Origin of the sequence: Thioclava dalianensis (genome assembly GCF_000715505.1) — a bacterium.
In the GTDB taxonomy this organism is placed as follows: domain Bacteria; phylum Pseudomonadota; class Alphaproteobacteria; order Rhodobacterales; family Rhodobacteraceae; genus Thioclava; species Thioclava dalianensis.
On sequence record NZ_JHEH01000006.1, the window covers coordinates 18,656 to 42,782 of the forward strand.

A 24,127-nucleotide genomic window follows, 5' to 3' on the forward strand; every position below is an offset into this window, starting at 1 on the left:
TTATTGGACGCGCTGGCCATTGACGAGGATTTCCCCGCCGTCTTTGAATTCCACCTTCGATTCCACCGCATCATCGCCAGTGGATTTGGCGTAAAGCCCGAGCATCATCCGCCCGAACATGATTTTATCCTGCGGCACTAGGCCCGAGGCCACGAGGTTGTCCATCAGGGCATTTGCGCCTGTGAGGGTCAGATCAATCGTGCCAACGGGCTGCGGAACCGGCGTGGAATTGTCGAAGGTCAGTGCACCTGAGCCGCGCAGATCGGCGCCCATCAGCGTGAGTTGCAGCGCGTTGATATCAGCGCTTTGCATCTCGATCGGCGGCGACGACATTTTCGCGGCAGCCTTCGAGAACAAATCAGCCGTCAGCATGGCTTTGCCCGACAGGTCGACCACAAGCGAGGCCGGGTCGCGCGGCAATTTCTTATCCGGGTCGAACATGTTCCAGATGTCATCAGAGACGGTCAGCCCCTTGAGCGCAATCTTCGCCTTATAGGGTTGGGCTGTGTCGGATTTGCTGACCGGGATCAAGAAATTCGTCACGATCTCATCGAGCCCGGCCGTGACTGGGAAGGGCAGTTTCTGCGAGGTCATGTTGAGCTTGGAGCCCTCGGCGGTGGCGCCGTACTGAACGGACTCCTGCGTCATCACAGCGGTCAATGCGCCCGATTGCGCGCTCGTCTTCACCGAGACCGGGCCTTCATTGGCATCGGCGCTGAGGCTGAAATCGCTTGCGCCATAGGTCGCCTGAAAGTCAATCTTCGCGCCTGCGTTCAATGCCGTATCGAGCTCTTCCATCGAGACGCCCTCGGGCAGAACGAAACTGCCGTTATAGCTCACGTCTGCGACGCTTCCCGACAGGTTGAACGTCCCGGAGGTTTCCGGGTCCGCGCCCGACGCGCTCATCCGGACGAGCTTGGTCGTGACGTTCGAGGTAATATCCTGCCCGCCCGACTGCTTCATCTCATAGGTGCCCTTGGTCCCCTCGAGCGAGACAAAGACCTTGACGGGTTTGGCCGTCTTGCCCGCCTTGTCCTGATCCATCTCGACGGTCATTTTCGGCGAGTCGATGTCGTAGATCATATCTTCAGGCGTGCCTGAAACGGTGATCTTGCTGTCTTGCTGGGTGAGCACCATGTCGAGCTGGACCGGGCCATCCTCGCCCATATCGGTCGTCGCGACCCCGTTCATCTTCTCGGACATCGTGGCGTCAACCGTGCCATCGCCATTGTCGTGCAGTTTGATGCTCGGCACCGTGAGCGTGAAGCTCGAATCGCCCGATGTGTTCTCAAGCGTCACGTCCGAGATGGTATAGGTGTCGCCGCTGCGATCCTTGCTGCCGGTGGTGACCTTGTAGCCGTAAGACTCATAGCCCTTTTGCCACGCCGTCCAAACCTGCTCGGGCGTGACATCAGCGAAAGCGGCGGGGGCGGAAATCAGGGAAACGCAGAATGCCCCGACTGCGGCTGAGTTGACTCGTGCCATAGATGCACCTTTCGTGATACCGATAAAGTTGCGCTATCCTCCTTTGGGGCTGGATGATGGTCAAGGCCTAGCGGCGCCTCAAGCGTGGCGGAAATCCACGAGAAACGGAGATGTGCATGATCCGGCTGACGCAAGATGCGGGTATTTGGCAGGTGACAATCGACCGACCCGAGGCTGCGAATGCGCTGACGGGCGAGATGCTGGGCCGTTTGGCCGATATCGCAGAGGCGGCGGCTCAGGCACAGGCGCGGGCCTTTGTGCTCACGGGCACGGGCCGGGTTTTCTCCGCCGGGGCTGATCTGGCGGAGGCGCGCGCAGGTCTGGCGCTCGATCCGGTCTGGGAACGTCTGTCGGCGGCGATTGCGGCCTTGCCCTGTCTGAGTATCGCCGCGCTGAATGGCACGTTGGCGGGTGGGGCGATGGGGATGGCTCTGGCCTGCGATCTGCGGATCTCGGTGCCCGGGGCCAAGGTGTTTTACCCGGTCATGAAGCTCGGTTTCCTGCCCCAGCCTTCCGATCCCGCGCGGATGGTTGCCCTGATCGGTCCGGCGCGCAGCAAGATGATCCTGATGGCCGGGCAGAAGATCACCGTCGAAGAGGCGCAGGATTGGGGCTTGATCGATCGGATCGTGCCGCCCGAGGCGCTGATCGAGACTGCGCATGCGCTGGCGTCCGATGCGCTGAGCGCGAGCGTTGAACATAGCGCGGCGATCAAGGGGATGATCGGTTGAAGAAGACCCGATGACGCTGCCAACGGGTCTTGGAGCCTCAGCGCGCGCTTAGGCGTAAACGCTTTCCTTACCGAAATGCTTGGTCAGCATGTAATAGATCACGGCGCGGTATTTGTTGCGCTCCGAGCGGCCATAGGTCTCGATCACCGCATCGATTGCATCCATCAAAGCCGGGCTGTCGGACAGGCCAAGCTTCTTGACGAGGAAGTTGTCCTTGACGGTTTCCAGCTCGGATTTGTCAGAGCCTGCGACGGTCGAGGCATCCGCATTATAAATCGCGGGGCCGCAGGCGATGGTCACCTTGGTCAGAAGGTCCATGTCCGGCGTCATGCCGCATTTGCTTTTCAGATCGTCGGCATATTTCGCGATCAGTTCGTCTCTTTTTCCCATATGTCCCACCTGTGAAATTGCTTTGCCCGCATAATTCGGACGAGATGCAGGGTAAGACGAGAGTGTGAAATTACAAAGCCTAAATCCCGACGCCGCGTCAGCCTCTAGCTGCACCGCCCCCAGCCGCGCGATTGCAGGTGGAAATGATCGGCATGCAACGCGTTGAACTCCGGGCCGAGCGTCGTTGCGAACCAGCGACAGGCGGTGTCGCGGGCCGCTCGAAGGAAGGCCGCGCCGTCCGGGCTGTCCCAGTCGCGCTTGAGCACCAGCCGCGTGCCGTCGGCAAAGCGAAAGCCCGAGATGTCGATGGCCTCGGCGGTGGCATGCAGGCTCATCCGGCTGGATTGCCCGGAGGGGGTGCGGATTGGGCGGCAGTTATACGAAGACAGATGGTCGATGGCGGTGAGGCGCGTTCCCAGCAGCTCTTGTGCCATCGGCTTGAGCCCGTGTTGCGTCCACATCGCCACGCGCAGCGCCAGATCGCATCGGGTCTCGAGCGGGCGCAGCGACACGGCGGCGGCGCGGCGCAGCGTGACGCGGTTGGCGATCCCGCAGGCGGGGTTCTCGGGCGCCAGATCGGGCAGGGCGGTAAAGCCCGCGCCAGTTTCAAGGGCTGCGCGGCAGCGCTCCGGGTTGCGCAATGCGGTTGCGAATTTTGCGCGCGTGAAGGGTGTGATCGGGTCCGAGATCACCAGCGGCGCGCGCGGGTTCCAAGCCGAGGGGATGGGCACATCGGGACGGCCGAGCCAGAACCAGCCAGTCGCCACAAGGGCTGCCACCAGACCCGCCCGGCTGAGCCAGCGCAGGCCTTCGATCAAAAGTTTTGTCCGTCGTGTCATGGCGCTCCCATCATCTCAAAATGGGGAGCAGTTGGCCTGATGTGAAGGCATGAAAAAACCGCGCCCGAAGGCGCGGTTGATGCGACGATCCGAGGGATCGATCAGTAGCGGTAATGCTCGGGCTTGTAGGGGCCCTCGACGGTGACGCCGATATAGGCGGCCTGCTCGGGCTTCAGCTCGGTCAGTTTCACGCCGATCCGGTCGAGGTGAAGCCGTGCGACCTTCTCATCCAGGTGTTTGGGCAGGATGTAGACGCCGGGCTGATACTCGTCGCCCTTGGTCCACAGCTCGATCTGCGCCAGCACCTGGTTGGTGAAGCTGGCCGACATCACAAAGCTCGGATGGCCGGTCGCGTTGCCGAGGTTCAGCAGGCGCCCTTCGGAGAGCAGGATGATGCGATTGCCCGACGGCATCTCGATCATATCCACCTGCTCTTTGATATTGGTCCATTTGTGGTTGCGCAGGTTTGCCACCTGAATTTCATTGTCGAAATGGCCGATATTGCCGACGATCGCCATGTTTTTCATCGCGCGCATATGCTCGATGCGGATGATGTCGCGGTTGCCGGTGGTGGTGATGAAGATGTCGGCGCTGTCGACCACGTCTTCCAGCAGCACGACCTCGAACCCGTCCATCGCGGCCTGCAAGGCGCAGATCGGATCGACTTCCGTGACCTTCACGCGTGCGCCCGCGCCCAGAAGCGAGGCCGCGCAGCCCTTGCCGACATCGCCATAGCCGCAGACGACGGCGACTTTGCCGGCCATCATCACATCGGTGGCGCGGCGGATGCCGTCGACAAGGCTTTCCTTGCAGCCATATTTATTGTCGAATTTCGACTTGGTGACGGAGTCGTTGACGTTGATCGCAGGGAAAGGAAGCTGACCTTTCTTGTGCAGGTCATAAAGGCGATGCACGCCGGTCGTGGTCTCTTCGGACACGCCTTGGATCGCCTCGCGGGTTTTGGTGAACCAGCCGGGGGACTCCGCCATCCGCTTCTTGATCTGCTTGAAGATGACCTCTTCCTCTTCCGAGGTGGGGACTTCGATCAGATCGGTCTCGCCCGCCTCGACGCGCGCGCCAAGCAGCACGTAAAGCGTGGCATCGCCGCCATCGTCGAGGATCATGTTCGCGCCTTCGGGGAACTGGAAGGAGCGGTCGAGATAATCCCAATGCTCGGTCAGGGACTGGCCCTTGATCGCAAAGACCGGGGTGCCGCCCGCCGCGATTGCGGCCGCCGCGTGATCTTGGGTCGAATAGATGTTGCACGAGGCCCAACGCACATCCGCGCCCAGCTCTACCAGCGTCTCGATCAGCACCGCGGTCTGAATGGTCATGTGCAGCGAACCTACGATCCGCGCGCCCTTGAGCGGTTTGCTCTGACCAAATTCCGCGCGGCAGGCCATCAGCCCCGGCATCTCGGTTTCGGCGATCTCAAGTTCCTTGCGGCCAAACTCAGCCAGCCCAATGTCCTTGACGATATAATCAGCCATGTTGCGGCTCCCAAATGTTCATTTGAGCCGTATGTAGCACTCGCACCTTAATGCGACAACAATGGCTGATCTCACATCACGCGGCGGGCAGAATGCCCTCTTTGTGGAGCAAGGCGACCGGGTTTTCACCCTGCGTCCAGTTCATGCCCGAAGACACGACGCAAGAGACGCCATCGGCGCGGGTGTAGACCGCCGTCCACGTGCCCATGATTTTCGAGGCCCAGAGCTCGACCGAGCGATTCCCGCTCAGCGTTTTCTCGAGACGGGGCTTCTCGGCGAAGTCATGGCCAAGTGTTTGGGTCAGCTTGGAGCGTATGTCGCAATAGGGAACATCGGGCGATTGCGCGACGCCGATCGTGTTGATCTTGTCGAAGGCGCGCAGATCGCCATAGGGAATATCGGAAGTGTCGCCATCCATCGGGCGCCCGTCGCCGGTATAGCCGCGCAACATGATATCGCGCGCATTGCTGTCGCTCTCGATGGATTGCTTGGGCTGGAACTGCGTCGAAACGCTCGCGATCGCGATGGTCGCGGGAACGCTCAGTCCGACAAAGGCAGCCGCCAGAATGGATTTTTTCGAGGTCCGCATGTCGAGGTCCTCCCTTTCCTGTGTGTCAAGTCGAAAACGCCCGCCGCATTGTCTGGTTCCCCCTTTGAGCGCGTTTGCGCGAAAGAAATGCGTGGCCACTCACGAAAAGCTCTCGCAACCTTGCGCGTGCAGACGCGGTGCCGGAAGGGTATAGCGGGGGCGAGGCGACCCGTTTTCACGCGGTCTCACGATTGGATGTAGAGGCTGAATTGTTTTAAATTCGGCCTGAATTTGACGACAGATCCGGTCTTAAAACCGGAAAAGGCAGGACAGATGAAACGGGCTTGGCAACGTATGCTATCGGGACGGCGGCTTGATTTGCTCGATCCGACTCCGGTTGATATCGAGGTTGAAGATATTGCGCATGGGCTTGCCTTTGTTGCGCGCTGGAATGGTCAAACTTTCGGGGATTGGCCCTATTCCGTCGCCGAGCATTCGCTTCTCGTTGAGCAAATATTCACACTGCAAAATCCGAACGCAGATCCGAAATGGCAATTGGCCGCCCTTTTGCATGACGCGCCGGAATATGTTTTAGGGGATATGATCAGCCCGGTTAAAGCGACCGTCGGGGCTGGATATAGTGAGCTTGATTCGCGTCTGGCTGCAGCGGTGCATATCCGGTTCGGTCTGCCCGCAGCGCTTCCGGTCAAAATAAAGCGGGCCATCAAAAAGGCAGATATCGTTTCGGCCCGGCTGGAGGCCGAACAAATCGCTGGGTTTTCGAAAACCGAAGCGGATAAGATTTTTGGCAAGCTGGATCCAAAAATGGCGGAAGCTTTTGAAATTCGGCTGCGTCCACCCTCGCAGGTGCGGCTTGATTACACCCGGCGTCACGAAACACTGCTGGCTGGGATCAAGATGTGAAAAGGTCCGCCCTCTAGGCGGACCCTTGAGCCGAGTGTGGTGCGCTTAGATTTTGAGATCGTCCAGCGACTTGCCTTGGTCGAGCGCCGCTTGCACCCAACGCGGCTTGCGCCCGCGCCCGGACCACGTTTCGCTCGGATTGGCGGGGTTTGCATATTTTGGTGCCACGGCCCGGCGCGGTTTCACGCCGCCTGCGCTTGTCAGCTCGGACAAGGAATAGCCCATATCGCGCGCAGCTTTCTCAAGCTGATCCAGCGCTTCTTTTTTCTTGCGAGCCTCGTAAGACGCGATCGCCTTTTCGACGTTCTTTTGAAGCGCCTTTAACTCGTCAAGCGACATAGTTTCCAAATTCATTGGACACCTCTATTTGCTACACATTTCTATGAAAGCCAAATAGAGAAAATAATCAATAGACGAAAGAGTTAACGTGGGCTGCGTTTGGCCAAAATACGCTGAAGTGTACGCCGATGCATATTTAAACGGCGTGCGGTTTCCGAAACGTTGCGATCACAGAGCTCGTAGACCCTTTGAATATGCTCCCAGCGCACGCGATCCGCGCTCATCGGATTTTCCGGGGGCGGCGGTGCTTCTTCGCCCCGTGCCAGCAACGCATTTGTGATATCGGTCGCATCGGCGGGCTTGGCAAGATAATCGGTGGCGCCCATTTTGACAGCGGCAACGGCGGTCGCGATTGCGCCATATCCGGTCAGGACGACAATTCGGGCATCAGCGCGTTTTTCGCGCAGCAATTCGACAACATCAAGCCCGCTGCCGTCTTCAAGCCGCAGGTCGATCACCGCATAGGCGGGCGCCTGCGATTGGACGATTGCACGGCCAGCCGCGACGGTTTCCGCAGTCTGCGGCGCAAATCCGCGTTTCTCCATCGCGCGCGCCAAACGAGTCAGGAAAGAGATGTCATCATCGACCAGCAAAAGCGAGCGGTCCGGCCCAAGTTCAGCTGTCAAATCATCTGCCATTCGTTTCCCCAGGTTAAGCTTCCGCTGTTATGTAGGAGCTCACACCCTCAGGGTCAATTTCCACTGCCCGAGCTTTTCCATGCATCGATGAAACACGCCATGCGGTCGGCCATTTGCTCCGGTTTGGCATCGCGGTTGAAATATTCGACGAAGCCGACTTTGGGAAGTACCAGATAGCTTTGCGTGGAATGATCAATCAGCGTGTAGGGGTCGCCTGGGTTTTGCACCTTGTAATAGGTCCGGTATTCTTTTGAGACCTTGCTGATCTGCTCGGGCGTGCCCGTCAGTCCGATCATCTTCGGATGCATGATATCGGTGAATTCTCGCAGCACCTCTGGCGTATCGCGCGCCGGATCAACTGAAATGAAGATCGGCGTGGCCGAATAGCCCTTGGCTTCTAGCTGCTCGATGGCGTTTGCATTGCGCGCATTGTCGAGCGGGCAGACATCGGGGCAATACGTGTAGCCGAAATAGAGCAGGCTCGGCTCGGTGATCACGTCTTTATCCGTGACCTCACGGCCGTTTTCGTCGGTCAGCGTGAAGGGGCCACCGATCTGGCCCGCGCCACCCGCCACGACGCTTGAGCGGCATTTCGCGAAGACATCTTCAGACTGGCGTGCCGAGATCGAGAGCCACGTGGCACCCAGCCCGAGTATGACGACAGCGCTTGCTGCAAAGGCGATTGTTGCGGTTTTCATCGGTTGTGCTCCTCGTTCACGCTCCATTGATCGCGCGAGAGCGGCGAAGTATCAATGCAGGCGCATGTTTTTTATCTCCATGCGCTGAAACGACGCGGAGGCACCATGCCACGGCACAAAGCCCAGCCCGGACCGCCCGAGACCCATCAGGATTGGGTCCGGTTGCGGACATTGATCTATCTGCGCTGGATTGCGATCGCCGGGCAGCTTGCGGCGATCCTGATTGCTTACTCGTTCTTCAATATCGCGCTGGACCTGCCGCTGTGTTTTGCCACGGTCGGGGCGGCAGTGGCAGCGAACCTGATCGCGATCTTTTCTTTTCCCGACACCAAGCGGCTCACCCAGCCGGAGGCCGCGGCGACACTGATGTTCGACATGGCGCAGCTTGCGATCTTGTTGGCGATCACGGGCGGGCTGAGCAATCCCTTCGCGTTGCTTATCCTCGTGCCTGTGACGATTGCCGCGACTGCGCTGAAACGCTCGGCCACGATTGCGCTGGGGCTGTCGACGATGGTGATGATCTCGCTGGTGGCGCTGGTCTATCTGCCGCTGATGACGCGCGACGGCGAGGTTATAAATATGCCGCCGGTATTTGAGTTCGGCTATTGGCTGGCGATCGTGATCGGCGTGGCGTTTCTGGGGGCCTACGCGCATACGGTTTCAAACGAGAACCGCTCGATGAGCGAGGCGCTGCGGGCCACTCAGCTTGCGCTGGCGCGCGAGCAAAAGCTCACGGATCTGGGGGGCGTGGTCGCTGCGGCGGCGCATGAGCTGGGCACGCCGCTGGCGACGATCAAGCTGGTTTCGGCTGAGCTCGCCGATGAGCTGGGGGATCGCGAAGATCTGCGCGACGACGCTTTGTTGATCCGTGAGCAGGCGGATCGATGCCGCGATATTCTCCATTCCATGGGGCGCGCGGGCAAAGACGATCTGCATCTGCGCAGCGCACCCCTGATGGCTGTGCTGCGCGAGGCCGCCGACCCCCATCAAGAGCGCGGGATCGACATTCGCTTTGAGGGCCACCCGATCGAGGAAGGCGCAGAGCGTCAGCCGACCATCTACCGCTATCCCGAGCTGATCCACGCGCTGCGCAATTTCGTGCAGAACGCCGTCGATTTCGCGCGCACCACCGTTTGGATCGAGGCCGAGTGGGATGCCGAGATGATCCGTGTGCGCGTCAGCGATGACGGTCGCGGCTATCCGAGCAATGTGCTCAGCCGGATCGGCGATCCCTATCTTCAGCCGCGCGCAAACGCCTCGGAGCGGAAGGAATATGACGGGATGGGTCTGGGTGTTTTCATCGCCAAGACTCTGCTGGAGCGCACCGGCGCCCAGCTTGCCTTTTTCAACGGAGATGCGAGCTACGCCCCGCTCACCCAAGAGCCGCAACGCTCGGGCGCCGTGGTCGAAGTGAGCTGGCCCGCCGAGCGGATCCTTGCGCCCGAAAGCGCGGCTCTGGGTCTGAATGCGCCGATCACGGGGTAAGGCTCTGCGCGCCCGTCCGGAGGGATTAACACAGATTTAACCAATCCCACGCCAATCTCGCCCATGGGACAGGTTAGAAAGGCCGTGTTATGGCGAGCGTATGGTTCGAGGCGGGTTTCGTTGCACTGACCTCTGTCGGATCAGCGATCTTGGCGATGCTGGTGACATGGTGGTTGATCGGTCGCGCGCGGGTGCCGGATCTGACAGAGGTGCAGCACCCGGAGCTTGAGCAGACGGTCTTTCTGTTCGACGATCATGCGCTGGTGGATGCGACCGCCCCGGCGCAGGCCCTGATCGAGGCGACGCCGGCGGGCGTAAGCGACTGGTCGCGTCTGGCCGGGTTCATCGGCCCGCGCTTTCACGACTTTCCGGCGCAGATGGCGGGTCTGGTCGAGCGGGGGCGAATCCATCTTGTCGGCACGCAGCGCGAGGGGGGGCGTCGCCCGCTGGAGCTCATTGCCGAGAATATCGACGGATTGGCCCGGATCACGCTCTGCGATCCCGAGGCGGAAGGGCGTGGCGTGCTGGTGGACGGCTTGTCGCAACGCGCGCTTGAAGATGAGCTGGAGCTGATGCGCCAGACGATTGACCGCTCGCCGGCGCTGGTGTGGCGTGCGGATCAAACCGGGGCGATAAGCTGGGCGAACCGTGCCTATATTCTGCGCTCCGGCGTTCTCGAAACTTCGGAGGACGGTTTCATCTGGCCGCTGCCCGTGCTGTTCAACTTCGACCCTAATCAAGCGCGAAACGGCCCGATCCGCATCGCTTTGACCGAAGCAGAGGCCGGGACATCTTGGTATGATTGCCACTCCTTCGAGCTGCATGGGAGCTGGCTGCATTTCGCGCTGCCCGCCAATGCGGTCGTGCGCGCCGAACAGGCATTGCGGGATTTCGTTCAGACGCTGTCCAAGACATTCGCGGATCTGCCAGTTGGTCTTGCGGTGTTTGACCGTCAACGCCAGCTGCAATTGTTCAATCCCGCGCTGATCGATCTTTTGCAGCTTCCACCCGAGATGATGACCGCGCGGCCCACGCTCTATGCGTTTCTCGACCGGCTGCGCGAGACCCGGATGATGCCGGAGCCAAAGGACTACCGCAGCTGGCGGACGCGGATGACAGAGCTGGAGAAAGCGGCATCGACCGGGCTTCACTCTGAGACATGGGGCTTGCCGGGCGGGCAGACCTACCGGGTCACCGGGCGGCCCCATCCCGATGGCGCGGTGGCGTTTTTGTTTGAGGATATCTCGGCGGAAATCGCCTCCACTCGCAGGTTTCGCGCGCAGTTGGAGGTCAGCCAAGAGGTGCTGGACCGGATTGACGACGCCATTGCGGTGTTTCAGAGCGATGGAGAGCTTATGAGTTCGAATGTCGCCTATTGCCGGATGTGGTCGGTCGATCCAGAGGCCGTGCTGGGGCGGATGTCGCTGGTCGATGCGATCGGTCATTGGCGCGAGGGGTGTCAGCCGACGCCGTTCTGGTCGACCCTGAAGACCCGGCCCCAAAAGATCGGGGCACGCGATCCGGTGAGTGAGGTGGTTCGGCTCAAGGACGGCACGCGGCTTCAATGTCGCCTCATTCCGCTGCATGGGGGCGCACTGATGGTGCAGTTTTCGCACCAGCCCGAACCAAGCGCAGTGCTTGGCGGAAAATCGCGCCGCCAGACCAACGCAGCGGCGCATGGTTAATCGCTTGCAGTGCGCGCGGAGGGGCGTAAAACTCGCCCCATGCTGTCCCAGACCTCTCCTCTGACCCTGCTTGATCCCGAGGTGACGCGCCGCTTTGGTGCACATGTCGCGGATCGCGTGGGACCGGGCGATGTGTTGCTGCTCGCCGGGCCCATCGGCGCGGGAAAGACCCATTTTGCGCGTGCACTGATCCAGCACCGTCTGGCCAAGGTTGGGCTGTTCGAGGATGTGCCCTCACCGACCTTCACGCTTGTTCAGACCTATCAGGCTGATTGCGAGATCTGGCATGCGGACCTCTATCGCCTCACCGATCCCGATGAGCTGTTCGAGCTTGGCCTTGACGGGGCGTTCGACACGGCCCTGTGCCTGATCGAATGGCCAGACCGTTTAGGCTCTGAAACACCGGAAAACGCGGCTCTTTTGCAGTTTCAAAGCTCTGAGGACGGCTTGGCACGTCAGCTGGAACTGAGCGGCAATGTGAAGCTGGCACGCCGCATTCTGGAGGGATGGAATGGCTGAGAGCGCCACCTTGTCGCGGTTTCTGGAGCGCGCAGGCTGGGCCGATGCGCGCCGGGTTGTGCTGGCGGGCGATGCCTCGGCGCGCAGCTATGATCGGCTGATCCGGTCTGGGCAAAGCGCGGTGCTGATGAAGGCTGTGCCGGGCCCCGAGATCGAGCGCTTCGTCGCGCTGGCCGATTGGCTCCGAGAGGCGGGCTTCTCCGCGCCCGAAATTTTGTGCGATGGCGCGACGGACGGGTTTCTGCTGCTTGAGGATTTCGGCAATGATCTGGCTGCGCGGGTTGTGCGGGATGCGCCGAGCCGTGAGAGTGAGATTTACGCCCAGATTACCAATTTTCTGCTGGAATTGGGTCGAATATCGCCACCCGATTATCTTGACCGTCTCGATGCGGACGCATTGGTCGCGCTGATCTCGATCACGCCCGATTGGTATCCTTGCCTGTCGCAAGAGAGCGCAGATCGTCTCGCGACCGCGATTTCGGATTTGTATTCCATGCTCGCCGTGGAAGACGATGTGCTCTGCCTGCGCGATTTTCATGCCGAGAATATCGTGCTGCTCGACCGTCCCGGCAATCGCGGCTTGGGATTGCTCGATTTTCAGGACGCGGTGCTGTGCCACCCGGCCTATGATCTGGTCTCTGCGCTTCAAGATGCACGCCGGGATGTGTCGCGCAGCGTGGCCGAGCGGGAAATTGCCCGCTTTGCCGATCAAAGCGGGATTGCGCCGGATCGGTTTGCCGCGATCTACAGTCTGCTTGGTGTGCAGCGCGCCCTGCGCATTCTGGGGATCTTCGCGCGGCTCTGTCTGCGCGATGGAAAACCCGGCTATCTGCCGTTGATGCATCGCGTTTGGGCCAATATAGAGCATAATTTGACGCATCCCGCACTTACCCAGATCGCACAATTGCTGCGCGCAAGCTATCCTGCGCCAAGCCCGAACCTCATTTCTGAGCTGGAGAATTCATGCGCGACACGCCCCGATCTCTGATGCTTTTTGCCGCGGGCTTCGGCACGCGCATGGGCGCTTTGACGCAGGACCGCCCGAAACCCTTGGTCGAGGTCGCGGGCAAGCCCTTGGTCGATCACGCGCTGGCGCTGGTCCATGAGGCCGGGATCGCGAAAGTCGTGGCGAACGTGCATTACCGCGCAGATCAGATGGAAGCTTATCTTGCTCCGCGCGGTGTCGAGATCTCGGATGAGCGCGCGGAGATCCTTGAGACGGGAGGTGGGCTGCGCAAGGCTCTACCACAGCTAGGAACGGGGCCGGTTTTCACCTTGAACACCGATGCGGTCTGGACCGGAGACAATGTGATCACAACCTTGCAGGCCGCGTGGGATGGCGAGCGGATGGACGCGCTTGTGGCTCTCGTCTCGCCCGAACAGGCTTTGGGCCATCCGGGCGCGGGCGATTTCGCAATGGCGCCCGACGGCTCTTTGACGCGCGGAACGGGCTACATCTACACCGGGGCGCAGATCCTTGTGACGGACGGTTTGGCGGAGATTGCAGAGGATCACTTCTCGCTCAATCGGCTTTGGGACCAGATGATTGCGCGCGGTCGCCTTTACGGCGTGGTGCATCGCGGCGGGTGGTGCGATGTCGGCCGCCCGAACTCGATTTCTTTGGCCGAAGGGATGCTGGAAGGGGCCGCGCGATGAGCGTTTTCGCCGTCCCGATCGGTGTCGATTTTCCCGAGGCGCTGGTTGCGGGGCTGGTCGAGCGGATGGCGGATCAACCGCCTGAGGCGATGGCGCGGGTTCAGCTTTATCTCAATTCCGGGCGGATGTTGCGCCGGGTGCGCGAGGTGTTCCTGAGCGAAGGGGCGCGCTACCTGCCGCACCTGCGCCTTGTGAGCGATCTCGGGCAGGATCCGTTGGCCGGCCTGCCGTTGGCGGTCTCAGGCTTGCGGCGCAAGCTGGAATTGGCGCAGCTTGTCGAGCAGTTGACCCGCGCTATCCCTGCTTTTGAGGCGGGTTCGAGCCATATTCAGCTTGCCGAGAGCCTCTCCAGCCTGATTGCAGAGATGCAAAGCGAGGGGGTTCACCCCGATGATCTCGAGACGATCGAGATGTCAGAAAACTATGCCGAGCATTGGCGGCGCAGCCTTGAGTTTATCAAGATCGTGGCGCGGTATTTCGAAGGCGATGCGGGCTTGGATGCCGAGGCGCGCCAGAGGTTGGTCGTCGAGGAAATCGCGCGCAGCTGGGCCCATACCCCGCCGGAGGATCCGGTGATCGTGGCGGGCTCGACCGGGTCGCGTGGCGCGACAGCTGCCTTCATGCGCGCGGTCTGCGGGCTTGAAGACGGTATGGTCGTTTTGCCGGGTTTCGACCGAGATATGACCGATTTGGCCTGGAATAGTCTCTTTTCCGGGAAGTTTCCGATCGAGGATCATCCGCAATACCGGTTTCGCGGATTGCTCGACAGCTTGGGTCTGACGCCCGGTGATGTGCGCGATTGGACCGGAGCTGTGCCGAATGCGGCGGCGCGCAACAAGTTGGTTTCCCTTGCGCTGCGGCCTGCGCCGGTCACGGATCAATGGCGGATCGAGGGGCGCGATCTGGGTGATTTGCGTCAGGCCTGCGCGGGTCTTTCGCTGATTGAGGCGCGCGACCCGCGCCATGAGGCTCTGTCCATCGCGCTGCGGATGCGCGAGGGGCTTGAGACCGGGCGCTCGGTTGCGCTGATCACGCCGGATCGTCTGCTGGCCCGGCGCGTGACCGCCGCGCTCGACCGCTGGGGGATCATTCCCGATGATAGCGCAGGCCAGCCGTTGCAATTGACCGCGCCGGGGCGATTGCTGCGCCACGTGGCCGATCTGCGCGGGGCGGCGCTCACGATTGCGGATCTGCTCGTGCTGCTCAAGCATCCGCTCTGTGCGACTGGGGCGGGCTCGGACGCGCGGGGCCAGCATCTGCGCCTGACCCGCGATCTGGAACTGGCGCTGCGGCGTGATGGGCCTGCCTTCCCCTCGGCGGAGTCGCTGAGCGTCTGGGCGGCCAAGAAGCCTGAGGATCGCGCGACCTGGAGCAGCTGGGTCGCCGAGATGATCCAAGGCTTTGAGACGCCCGAGAAGCAGCCGCTTTTGGCCAGTATAGAGACACATCTGGATCTGACAGAGCGTCTTGCCGCCGGTCCCGGTGGCTCTGCGGAGGTCAGTGAGCTGTGGCGCGAAGAGGGCGGGCGCGAAGCTCTGCGGCTGATGTCCGAACTGCGGCGCGAGGCTGGTTACGGCGGCGAGATGACGCCCTTTGCCTATGCCGAGCTGGTCAAACTGCAGCTTCAGGGCGGTATGGCGCGCAGCGGACGCTCCGCGCATCCTCGGGTCGCGATCTGGGGGACGCTGGAGGCACGCGCCTCGAATGCCGATCTGATTATTTGCGGCGGGCTGAACGAGGGCAGCTGGCCCGAGGCGCCAGCGCCGGATCCTTGGCTGAACCGGCAGATGCGTCTCGAAGTCGGGCTTTTGCTGCCCGAGCGCCAGATCGGCCTGTCGGCACATGACTTCCAACAAGCGATGGGGGCAGGCGAGGTGGTTCTGAGCCGCGCGCGCCGCGATGCCGAGGCCGAGACGATCCCGTCGCGCTGGCTCAACCGGATCACCAACCTGTTGCAGGGGCTGCCCGAGCAGGGCGGCGACGTGGCGCTGGCAGAGATGCGGACACGCGGCACGCACTGGCTTTCGCTCGCCGATCAGCTTGAGACGCCGCAGATCACTTTGGCGCCCGCGCCTCGCCCCTCGCCGCGTCCGCCCCGCGCGCATCGGCCCAAAAACATCTCTGTTACGGCGGTGCAGACCCTGATCCGGGATCCTTACGCGATCTATGCCAAGCGGATACTCAAGCTGTTCCCACTCGATCCGATGCGACCCGCGCCTGATCCTCTGCTGCGCGGGAAAATCCTGCATGAGATTGTGGAGACCTTCACCAAGACGCGCCCCGAGTCTGAGACGATCGAGGCTGCGCGCGAACGGCTGCTTTCGATTACCGATACAGTGCTGGAGAGGGACGTCGCTTGGCCCAGCACCCGTCGGATCTGGCGCGCCCGGATTGCCCGGATCGCCGGACGGTTCTGCGAGGACGAGGCCACACGGCTGACCGAAGGAACGCCCACGGTGATCGAAGAAAAAGTGACTGTTCCGCTGCAGAACGTCGATTTTTCGGTAACGGCCAAGCCGGACCGGATTGATCTTTTGTCCGATGGTCAGGCGCGGATTTTCGACTACAAGTCGGGCGGGCTCCCCAGTGAGGCGGAGATCATCGCGTTCAACAAGCAGATGCTTCTGGAGGCGGCGATGGTCGAGCGCGGTGCCTTCGCCGACATCGGCGTCCGGCGCGTCGCGGGCATGACTTATGTGCGGCTTGGAGGCGGCGGAGAGTCCCCCGATGTGAAGGGGGTTTCCAAGGATCGGACCGAAACCCCGGATGAGGCGTGGGCGCGCTTGGCCGGGCTTGTTGCGCGATATCAGAGCCAAACCCAAGGCTACACGGCGCGGCGGGCGATGCAGAAAACCGCTGATCGCAGCGATTACGATCTGCTGGCGCGGTTTGGAGAATGGGACACGACCGATGAGCCCGAGCCGGAGGATCTGACGTGAGCCCCAATGACGCAACCGAGCGCCAGATTCAGGCGTCGATGCCCAAAGACTCCGTGTGGCTGAGCGCGAATGCGGGCTCTGGCAAGACCAAAGTGCTGACCGACCGCGTAGCGCGCATGCTGCTGAACGGCACCGAACCGCAGCGGATTTTGTGCCTCACCTATACCAAGGCCGCAGCCGCCGAGATGCAGAACCGTCTGCTCGCGCTGCTGGGCGAATGGGCGATGATGGCGGAGACTGAGCTGCGCAAAAAGCTGGAGGCTCTGGGCGAGGAAGGTTCGATCAGCGCCGAGCGTCTGAACGAGGCGCGGCGGCTCTTTGCCAAGGCGATCGAGACGCCGGGCGGGCTCAAGATCCAGACGATCCACGCGTTTTGCGCCTCGCTGTTGCGGCGGTTTCCGCTAGAGGCTCAGGTACCGCACGGGTTCAGCGAGATGGATGATCGCGCGGGCGATCTGATGCGCGAGGATATTCTCGAGGCGATTGCTTCGGGTGAAGAGCGACCGGTTCTAGATGCGCTTTTGATGGCCTATTCTGCGGAAGATCTTGGCAAGATTTGCCGTGAAATCAGCCAGCATAGAGACTTATTCCTGCCCGAACGCAGCCGGGCTGAGATCTTTGGGCACTATGGTCTGCCCGAAACCTTCACGCGTGCGGCTTTACTTGCGCAGGTCTTCGAGCCCGGGGATCTGGAGCTGGTGCGTTCCGTCGCGCCGGCCTGTCTTGGCAGCGGGCCGAATGACCAGAAGGTTGGGCGCGTTTTCGCCGGAATAGAGACGCTTGATCTCACTGCGCTGGCGCAGCTGGCCGATGTGATGAACCTCAAGAAGGGCGCGAGCGTGCCGTTTGGGCCGAAGGGTGACAAGCTACTGACGCAGGGCTTGCAGAAAAAGCTTGAGCCGGGCGTGTTTGAGGCGCTCAAGGATCTGGCGGAGCGGGTGGCAGAGGCGCGCGAGCCGCGACTGGCGCTGGCCGCAGCCGAGCGCAGCGAATTGCTGCACGCCTTCGCGCGGGCCTATCTGCCGCGCATCGACCGCTACAAGGCGCAGCGCGGGTGGCTCGATTTTGACGATCTGATCCAGCGCGCAGCGGCCTTGCTGTCGAACCCCTCCGTCGCGCAATGGGTGTTGTTTAAGCTTGATGGCGGCATTGATCATATTCTGGTCGACGAGGCGCAGGATACGAGCCCCGGCCAATGGCATGTGATCGAGCGTATCGCGGATGAGTTCACCTCGGGCGAGGGCGCACGCGATCAGCCGCGCAGCTTGTTTGTGGTGGGCGACCGCAAGCAATCGATCTACTCGTTTCAAGGCGCGGATCTGGCGCATTTTGAGGCGATGCAGAGACATTTTGTCGCGAAATTCGAGGGGGCGGGCGATCCGCTGCGCAGGTTGGAGCTAGAGCATTCCTTCCGCTCTTCGGCGGCGATTCTGCGAACCGTCGATGAGAGTTTCAAGGTTGGTTCTGAGGAAGGTCTGGGCGGTGCGCCGCATCACATTGCCTTCCAGTCCGACTTGCCCGGGCGGGTCGATCTTTGGCCCGTTGTCGCGCAGGACAGTGAGACGGAAGAGACGGATTGGAGCGATCCGGTCGATCAGCTTGCCGATACCTCTGACACGGTGATCCTTGCGCGCGCGATTGCAGCCGAGATCAAGGCGATGATCGACTCTGGGGTGCAGATCCCGGACAAGAACGCGCCGGGTGGGGCGCGGGCGGTCCATGAGGGCGATTTCCTGATCCTTGTGCGGCGGCGCTCTGCGCTCTTTGCCGAGACGATCCGTGCCTGCAAAGCGGCACGTCTCAATGTGGCCGGGGCGGACCGGCTCAAGCTTGGGGCCGAGTTGGCGGTGCGCGATGTGCGCGCGCTTTTGTCGTTCTTGGCGACGCCGGAGGATGATCTGTCGCTCGCAGAGGCCTTGCGATCTCCGCTTTTGTGTTGGAGTGAGCAGGAGCTTTATTCTCTGGCGCAGCCGCGCGAGGGTTTCCTCTGGGAGGCGCTGCGAAAGTCTCTAAACCGCCCCGATACGCTGACGATTTTGCGCGATCTGCGCGACAATGCGGATTTCTTGCGGCCCTTCGAGCTGATCGAGCGACTGCTTACGCGGCATGGTGGGCGCGAGCGGTTGCTGGCGCGTCTGGGCCCGGAGGCCGAGGACGGCATTGACGAGCTGATCTCGCAGGCTCTGGCCTTTGAGCGCAACGAAGTGCCAAGCCTGACCGGGTTCCTCGATTGGCTCGAGGCGGATGAGGTCGAGGTGAAGCGCCAGCTTGAAGGGGCAGGGCGCGCGATTCGGGTGATGACGGTGCATGGCTCAAAAGGGCTTGAGGCGCCGATCGTGCTGCTGCCCGATACTGCTTTGCACAATTCGCCCGATAGCGCGCAGGTTTTTCCGCTTGGAGATGCGCTCGCGGGTTGGAGCGTTCCCAAGGATGACGCGCCCGAGGCACAGCAGCTTGCAACAGAGGCCCGACGTGCGCAGCGCGAGGCGGAATCGTTGCGTCTTTTGTATGTCGCGATGACGCGGGCCGAGAAATGGTTGATCGTTGCTGCCTCCGGCAAGACTGGAGAGGGCTCGGAGAGCTGGTATTCACGGATTACCGAAGGGCTTGATCGAGCTGGAACAGAGACTGTTTTGCCTCTGAGCCCGGCCCTTCAAGCGATTGGGGAAGTGCAACGCCATAGCCACGGTGATTGGCCCGCGCCCTTGGGTGCTCCAGGCGAAGGTTATGTCGCGGAGAGAGCAGTTGAGCTGCCCGATTGGGTCCGCATACCCGTTTTGAAACCCGAAGCTGCGGTCAAGATGCGCACGCCGTCGGATCTCGAGGGGGCCAAGGCGCTGCCCGGCGAGGGCTATGGGCTGGACGAAGAGGCCGCGAAGGCGCGCGGGCGGCAGTTGCATCTCTTGCTCGAATATCTTCCGCAACGCCCGGAGGCGGATTGGGTGGAGGTCGCGCGCTCGCTTCTCTCCACCGGCGAAGATGCGCTGCTTTGGGACGAAATAGAGCCTCTTTTGGACGAGGCGCGCCGGGTTTTGCATGCAGATGGTATGGCCGAATGGCTTGGCCCCGGGGCCTTGGCCGAGGTCGAGTTCGTTGCGGACCTCCCCGAGCTGGGCGGCGCGCGTCTGCATGGGATCATCGACCGGCTGGTCGTCACGCCCGAGGTGGTCCGGGTGCTTGACTACAAATCCAACGCAATCGTGCCGCAGGATCCGCGCGACATCCCCGAAGGCTTGGTGCGGCAGATGGCGGCCTATCGCAGCGCAATGCGCCAGATCCATCCGGGCAGACCCGTGCAATGCGCGATCTTGTGGACGGCGAGCGGGACGTTGATGCCGCTCGCAGATGCACAACTAGATGCGGCTTTGCGCGCAGACCCCGTATCTTGACGCAGAGCAGGGTGCCACCTAGGTTCAGAGCCAACCCAATTCTCAGGAGGCTTATATGGCTACCGTTGCTGTTACCGACGCCACTTTCGATCAAGAAGTGCGCCAATCCGACGTCCCCGTCGTCGTGGATTTCTGGGCTGAATGGTGCGGCCCGTGCCGGACGATCGGCCCGTCGCTTGAAGAACTGTCCGAGGAATTGTCGGGCAAGATCAAAGTCGTGAAGATCAATGTCGACGAAAACCCCGAAAGCCCAGCCACTCTGGGCGTGCGCGGTATCCCGGCTTTGTTCCTGTTCAAAAACGGCGAAGTCGTCTCCAACAAGGTTGGCGCAGCCCCCAAAGCGGCGCTCCAGACCTGGATCGAATCGGAAATCTGAGCTTCGGGTTCAAAGGGAATACAGGGCGCCTTCGGGCGCCCTTTTCATATCGGCCAGCCAAATCCGCGCAGGTGGCCGCGCAGATTTTCTTCGAATTCCGGTCGGCCCGCATTCAACGCGTTAAGCGCAAAGCGCCAATAGAGGTAGCGTGCGACGGGGGGCGTTTGGTGGCGGCGCGCGAAGGCCGCGTCGATCCCGTCACGTGGCACCGATCCGGCAATATGGTCGATATCTGACCTGCCGAAGAAGACCGCAGGTTTGCGCAGGAAATAGCCGTCAAGCGCCAGACCGCTGTTTTGCGTCACCAGAAAGCTGCAATGCGGCAGAAGATCGTGCGAGCCGCCCATCTGAAAACTGAAGCGCGAAAACCGCGCGGCGATGCGTTCGAGCGCGTTGATCTCGGCGCGCGAATAGGTCTCTTTGGGGTGCAGCGTCGCGACTGTTGGGCCGGGATGGCGGGCCAGAACCGCTTCGATCATCTCAAGCGGGCTCATCGACTGGAAGCTGCGGTGCTGGGTGAGCTTGCCCTGCAAGCCAATCAGCGCGAGGTTTTTCTGATCCGTACAATTTACGCCGGAATAGAGCCTTTTTTGCCAATGCCCGAAGAAGCCCCCGGCGGCTGTTCCGTCGATGTCATCGGCGTTGAAGGCGGCCTTGGCCACGGGCCATTCCCACCGTTCTGCGCTGGCCTCGATATTCCAGAAGGCGCCGAAATAGCTGCGCCTGCTGGTCAGCGCGCGGTCATGAGTGGGCGGCTCCATGTGATACATCACATAACCCGGCGAACGCCGCGCCGCGCGCCGGGCCGCGGCCCCAGTCTCATGCAGCGAGACGGTCCAATCCGCAGCCTCAAGCGCTCTGGTCAGCCGGTTGAAGAAATTGTGATCGCCCGCAGCGGCCTGGTTGCACGTCGTGGGAGGAAGATAGAGGGATAGGTGGCGCTCTGGCATCGTTTGACGCTAGCGCGGCCGCGCGATCCGGGCAAGCAGGGTTGCAGGTCGCGTGCCCGGGCCTCATATCTTCCTCAACACGGAGGATTTTATGGCGGACGATAAGTTTCCCGGCTGGCACGGCACGACGATCATCGGCATTCGCAAGGGCGGCAAGGTCGTCGTGGCGGGTGACGGGCAAGTGAGCCTTGGCCAGACTGTCATCAAGGGCTCGGCGCGCAAGGTGCGCAGGCTTAGCCCCGGCGGGCACGACATCGTGGCAGGCTTTGCGGGCTCCACGGCGGATGCTTTCACGCTGCTTGAGCGGCTGGAGAAAAAGCTTGAGGCCTCGCCGGGTCAGCTGATGCGCGGTTGTGTCGAGCTGGCCAAGGATTGGCGCATGGACAAATACCTGCGCAATCTCGAAGCGATGCTGATCGTGACCGATGGCAAGGATCTGTATGTGCTGACCGGGGCGGGCGATGTGCTTGAACCCGAGCATGATATCGCCGCGATCGGCTCTGGCGGGAATTTCGCGCTGGCTGCGGCACGCGGTTTGATGGAGACCGATCTCGACGCTGAGGCGGTCGCGCGCAAGGCGATGGCGATTGCCTCCGATATCTGCGTCTATACCAATGGCAACCTGACGGTGGAGACCGTTGGTGGCTGAGATCACGCGCGATGATCTGCGTGCGGCGGTCGCGGCCGGTCACCTGAGCGAGGCCCAAGCCGCAAGCGTGATGGCGCTTGCAGCGCGGCGCCTTGAGGGGCGCAGCGCGCTTCCGGCGGAGGACGAACCCTTTGAACTGTTCAAGGGCTTTGCCGAGATCTTCGTGACGGTCGGGTTGTTCATCCTGATCTTCGGCGTATTCGGCATGATCTGGTTTGCAGGCGGGCGCGCGGCGTTCATTCTGCTGATCCCGATCGCGGCTCTGTTGGCTGAGTATTTCACACGCAGGCGGCGTATGGTTCTGCCCTCGATCCTGCTGACTTTGACGCTTGCGGGATCGGTGCTGGCGAGCTTTCTCGGTATCCCGATCTTTGGCTATGCGTCGGTTCTCAGCGATCCGAGCCTGAGTCTGGCGCTGGGCGTAACGGCGGTCGCGCTGCTTGTCTGGTTTTTGCGTTACCGGGTGCCCTTCTCGATGTTTCTCGTGGGGCTTTGCGTGCTGGGTATTTTGCTGAGTGCTGCCAAAGCGGTGGATCCCGGAATTGCGCCTGCGCAGGCGGTGAACCTGTTTGACCTTTCAAGCGGCTCGATGCTGGGTTTGGCGATGCTGGTGTTTGGTGCGCTGGCGCTGGCGGGCGGGATCTGGTTCGACATGCGCGATCCGCACCGTCTGGGGCGGCAATCGGCAAGCGGCTTCTGGCTGCATGTGCTGGCCGCGCCTGCGCTGGTCAATACGCTCGCGCTCACCTTCTATCATATGGGGCCGGGGGCGGGCTACGCGCTGCTCACGCTGGCCCTGGTGGCAGCAGCGGTGCTCGCACTGGTGATCGACCGGCGCTCTTTTTTCACTGCCGGTATCGGCTACATGATCTTCCTGAGCTTCTATGCTTTTGGAGATGCAACCAATCCGCGCTCGTGGTGGTTGGTGTTGATCCTGATCGGCCTCGCGCTGACCGGGCTTGGTGCCTTCTGGACCGAGCTGCGCGGGCGCGTGATGCGCCTGCTTTCCGATTTTCCCGGCAAGTCCCGCTTGCCGCCCTTTGCTACGGAGTAATCCATGACCGATCTGACCCCCCGCGAAATCGTCTCGGAACTCGATCGCTTCATCATTGGCCAGAAAGAGGCCAAGCGCGCCGTGGCGGTGGCCCTGCGCAACCGCTGGCGCCGTCACAAGCTGTCGGATGAGATGCGCGAAGAGGTGTATCCCAAGAACATCCTGATGATCGGCCCGACTGGCGTCGGCAAAACCGAGATCTCGCGGCGGCTGGCGAAACTGGCCAAGGCACCGTTTCTCAAGGTCGAGGCTACGAAATTCACCGAAGTCGGCTATGTCGGGCGTGATGTCGAGCAGATCATCCGCGATCTGACCGATGTGGCGATGGTGCAGACCCGTGACCAGATGCGCGAAGAGGTCAAGGCACGGGCGCATAAGGCGGCAGAGGAGCGGGTTATTTCCGCGCTTGCCGGAACGGATGCGCGCGAGGGCACCCGCGAGATGTTTCGCAAAAAGCTGCGCGATGGCGAGCTGGACGACAAGGAGATCGAAGTCGAGGTGGCCGATGCCTCGGGCGGCATGCCGCTTGGCATGATGGGCGGTCAGCCCGGCATGGAGCAGCAGATGCAGGGGCTGCAGGATCTCTTCAAGGCCTTTGGCAGCAACCGCACCAGCAAACGCAAGATGAGCGTGGCCGAGAGCTATGAGATCCTGATCTCCGACGAGGCCGACAAGCTTCTCGATGATGAGAAGGTCAAAGAGGCGGCGCTGGAGGTGGTGCAGCATTCGGGTATCGTCTTCATCGATGAGATCGACAAAGTCACGGCACGGGCCGATGCGCGCGGCGCGGATGTCTCGCGCGAGGGGGTGCAGCGCGATTTGTTGCCGTTGATCGAGGGCACGACCGTTTCGACCAAGCATGGGCCGGTCAAGACCGACCATATCCTGTTCATCGCAAGCGGCGCCTTCCATGTCGCAAAGCCTTCGGATCTGTTGCCCGAATTGCAGGGGCGTCTTCCGATCCGGGTTGAGCTGCGTGCGCTTACCGAGGCGGATTTCACCCGCATCCTGTCGGAGACCGACAATGCGCTGACCCGGCAATATATGGCCCTGATGGAGACCGAGCAGGTCACCGTCGAGTTCACGCAAGATGGGATTGAGGCGCTGGCGCGGATTGCCGCCGAGGTGAACCAATCCGTCGAGAATATCGGCGCGCGGCGGCTTTATACCGTGATCGAGCGGGTGTTCGAAGAGCTGGCCTTCACCGCGCCGGACCGCGCGGGCGAGACCGTCATCATTGATGGCGCGTTCGTCGAGCAGGAGTTGGGCGCGCTGACCCGCGATATCGATCTGAGCCGTTACGTCCTTTAACATATCAGGACTGGCGCTGCGCGGCTTGTTTGCTATCCTCGCCTTGGGTAG

The 24,127-nt window shown here is 61.7% G+C and carries 22 protein-coding genes; 13 read left to right on the forward strand and 9 right to left on the reverse strand.

From position 1 onward, the window contains the following. Positions 1-1,485 carry a DUF2125 domain-containing protein gene (locus DL1_RS06790; RefSeq protein WP_038064167.1) on the reverse strand — a complete coding sequence of 495 codons (1,485 nt, stop codon included), beginning with the start codon at positions 1,483-1,485 and terminating at the stop codon, positions 1-3. Between the two features lie 116 nt (positions 1,486-1,601). On the opposite strand from DL1_RS06790, the gene DL1_RS06795 reads away from it, so the two are divergent. Then, positions 1,602-2,216 (forward strand): enoyl-CoA hydratase/isomerase family protein, encoded by a 615-nt coding sequence (locus tag DL1_RS06795; RefSeq protein ID WP_038064168.1) that lies wholly within the window; start codon positions 1,602-1,604, stop codon positions 2,214-2,216. Between the two features lie 48 nt (positions 2,217-2,264). Here the strand turns inward: DL1_RS06795 and DL1_RS06800 are convergent, their stop codons facing one another. The 4 genes from DL1_RS06800 to DL1_RS20800 all read right to left on the reverse strand — a co-directional run bounded on the left by DL1_RS06800 (position 2,265) and on the right by DL1_RS20800 (position 5,524). Continuing rightward, positions 2,265-2,606: a DUF2853 family protein gene (locus DL1_RS06800; RefSeq protein WP_038064170.1), complete on the reverse strand. Its 342-nt coding sequence runs from the start codon at positions 2,604-2,606 to the stop codon at positions 2,265-2,267. A gap of 104 nt (positions 2,607-2,710) precedes the next feature. Continuing rightward, positions 2,711-3,445 (reverse strand): extensin-like domain-containing protein, encoded by a 735-nt coding sequence (locus tag DL1_RS06805; RefSeq protein ID WP_038064172.1) that lies wholly within the window; start codon positions 3,443-3,445, stop codon positions 2,711-2,713. A gap of 101 nt (positions 3,446-3,546) precedes the next feature. Then, a complete protein-coding gene (gene ahcY, locus DL1_RS06810) occupies positions 3,547-4,935 on the reverse strand; it encodes an adenosylhomocysteinase (protein WP_038064175.1) in 1,389 nt (462 codons plus the stop codon). A gap of 76 nt (positions 4,936-5,011) precedes the next feature. Beyond that, complete coding sequence (locus tag DL1_RS20800) at positions 5,012-5,524, reverse strand: hypothetical protein (RefSeq protein ID WP_051693387.1); 513 nt, start codon at positions 5,522-5,524, stop codon at positions 5,012-5,014. Between the two features lie 273 nt (positions 5,525-5,797). On the opposite strand from DL1_RS20800, the gene DL1_RS06820 reads away from it, so the two are divergent. Continuing rightward, a complete protein-coding gene (locus tag DL1_RS06820; protein WP_038064177.1) occupies positions 5,798-6,388 on the forward strand; it encodes an HD domain-containing protein in 591 nt (196 codons plus the stop codon). Between the two features lie 45 nt (positions 6,389-6,433). On the opposite strand, the gene DL1_RS06825 is transcribed toward DL1_RS06820, so the two are convergent. From DL1_RS06825 to DL1_RS06835, 3 genes are all read right to left on the reverse strand, one after another. Beyond that, on the reverse strand, positions 6,434-6,742 hold the full coding sequence (locus DL1_RS06825; RefSeq protein ID WP_038064180.1) for an H-NS histone family protein: 309 nt from the start codon (positions 6,740-6,742) through the stop codon (positions 6,434-6,436). A 68-nt stretch (positions 6,743-6,810) separates the two neighbouring features. Beyond that, entirely contained in the window at positions 6,811-7,365 is a 555-nt protein-coding gene (locus tag DL1_RS06830) for an ActR/PrrA/RegA family redox response regulator transcription factor (RefSeq protein ID WP_038064182.1), read from the reverse strand. A gap of 53 nt (positions 7,366-7,418) precedes the next feature. After that, positions 7,419-8,063, reverse strand: a complete 645-nt coding sequence (locus DL1_RS06835) for an SCO family protein (RefSeq protein ID WP_038064184.1) — start codon at positions 8,061-8,063, stop codon at positions 7,419-7,421. Positions 8,064-8,168: 105 nt separating this feature from the next. Here DL1_RS06835 and regB point away from each other — a divergent pair, with 105 nt between their 5' ends. The 8 genes from regB to trxA all read left to right on the forward strand — a co-directional run bounded on the left by regB (position 8,169) and on the right by trxA (position 20,112). Further along, the gene (gene regB, locus DL1_RS06840) at positions 8,169-9,548 is read left to right on the forward strand and encodes a sensor histidine kinase RegB (protein ID WP_038064458.1); all 1,380 of its coding nucleotides are present in this window, start codon (positions 8,169-8,171) and stop codon (positions 9,546-9,548) included. 89 nt (positions 9,549-9,637) lie between these two features. Continuing rightward, positions 9,638-11,233, forward strand: a complete 1,596-nt coding sequence (locus tag DL1_RS06845; RefSeq protein ID WP_051693388.1) for a PAS-domain containing protein — start codon at positions 9,638-9,640, stop codon at positions 11,231-11,233. A gap of 39 nt (positions 11,234-11,272) precedes the next feature. Then, a complete protein-coding gene (gene tsaE / locus DL1_RS06850) occupies positions 11,273-11,752 on the forward strand; it encodes a tRNA (adenosine(37)-N6)-threonylcarbamoyltransferase complex ATPase subunit type 1 TsaE (protein ID WP_051693390.1) in 480 nt (159 codons plus the stop codon). After that, positions 11,745-12,740 (forward strand): aminoglycoside phosphotransferase family protein, encoded by a 996-nt coding sequence (locus DL1_RS06855; protein WP_038064186.1) that lies wholly within the window; start codon positions 11,745-11,747, stop codon positions 12,738-12,740. The genes tsaE and DL1_RS06855 overlap by 8 nt, the downstream gene beginning before the upstream one ends. Further along, complete coding sequence (locus DL1_RS06860; protein ID WP_038064188.1) at positions 12,716-13,408, forward strand: nucleotidyltransferase family protein; 693 nt, start codon at positions 12,716-12,718, stop codon at positions 13,406-13,408. Before DL1_RS06855 ends, DL1_RS06860 begins: the two co-directional genes overlap by 25 nt. Further along, on the forward strand, positions 13,405-16,347 hold the full coding sequence (addB, locus tag DL1_RS06865; RefSeq protein WP_038064190.1) for a double-strand break repair protein AddB: 2,943 nt from the start codon (positions 13,405-13,407) through the stop codon (positions 16,345-16,347). Before DL1_RS06860 ends, addB begins: the two co-directional genes overlap by 4 nt. Next, entirely contained in the window at positions 16,344-19,736 is a 3,393-nt protein-coding gene (gene addA / locus DL1_RS06870; RefSeq protein WP_038064192.1) for a double-strand break repair helicase AddA, read from the forward strand. Before addB ends, addA begins: the two co-directional genes overlap by 4 nt. A 55-nt stretch (positions 19,737-19,791) precedes the next feature. Continuing rightward, the gene (trxA, locus tag DL1_RS06875; protein ID WP_038064193.1) at positions 19,792-20,112 is read left to right on the forward strand and encodes a thioredoxin; all 321 of its coding nucleotides are present in this window, start codon (positions 19,792-19,794) and stop codon (positions 20,110-20,112) included. Between the two features lie 44 nt (positions 20,113-20,156). Here trxA and DL1_RS06880 read toward each other — a convergent pair whose 3' ends face one another. Next, positions 20,157-21,062 (reverse strand): hypothetical protein, encoded by a 906-nt coding sequence (locus tag DL1_RS06880; RefSeq protein ID WP_038064194.1) that lies wholly within the window; start codon positions 21,060-21,062, stop codon positions 20,157-20,159. Between the two features lie 91 nt (positions 21,063-21,153). On the opposite strand from DL1_RS06880, the gene hslV reads away from it, so the two are divergent. The 3 genes from hslV to hslU are packed head-to-tail and all read left to right on the forward strand — an operon-like array spanning position 21,154 to position 24,076. Further along, complete coding sequence (hslV, locus tag DL1_RS06885) at positions 21,154-21,711, forward strand: ATP-dependent protease subunit HslV (protein ID WP_038064196.1); 558 nt, start codon at positions 21,154-21,156, stop codon at positions 21,709-21,711. After that, positions 21,704-22,765, forward strand: coding sequence for a hypothetical protein (locus DL1_RS06890; protein WP_074854926.1), 1,062 nt, complete (start codon positions 21,704-21,706; stop codon positions 22,763-22,765). Before hslV ends, DL1_RS06890 begins: the two co-directional genes overlap by 8 nt. Before the next feature lie 3 nt (positions 22,766-22,768). Beyond that, complete coding sequence (gene hslU / locus DL1_RS06895) at positions 22,769-24,076, forward strand: ATP-dependent protease ATPase subunit HslU (RefSeq protein ID WP_038064199.1); 1,308 nt, start codon at positions 22,769-22,771, stop codon at positions 24,074-24,076. Positions 24,077-24,127: the final 51 nt, after the last annotated feature.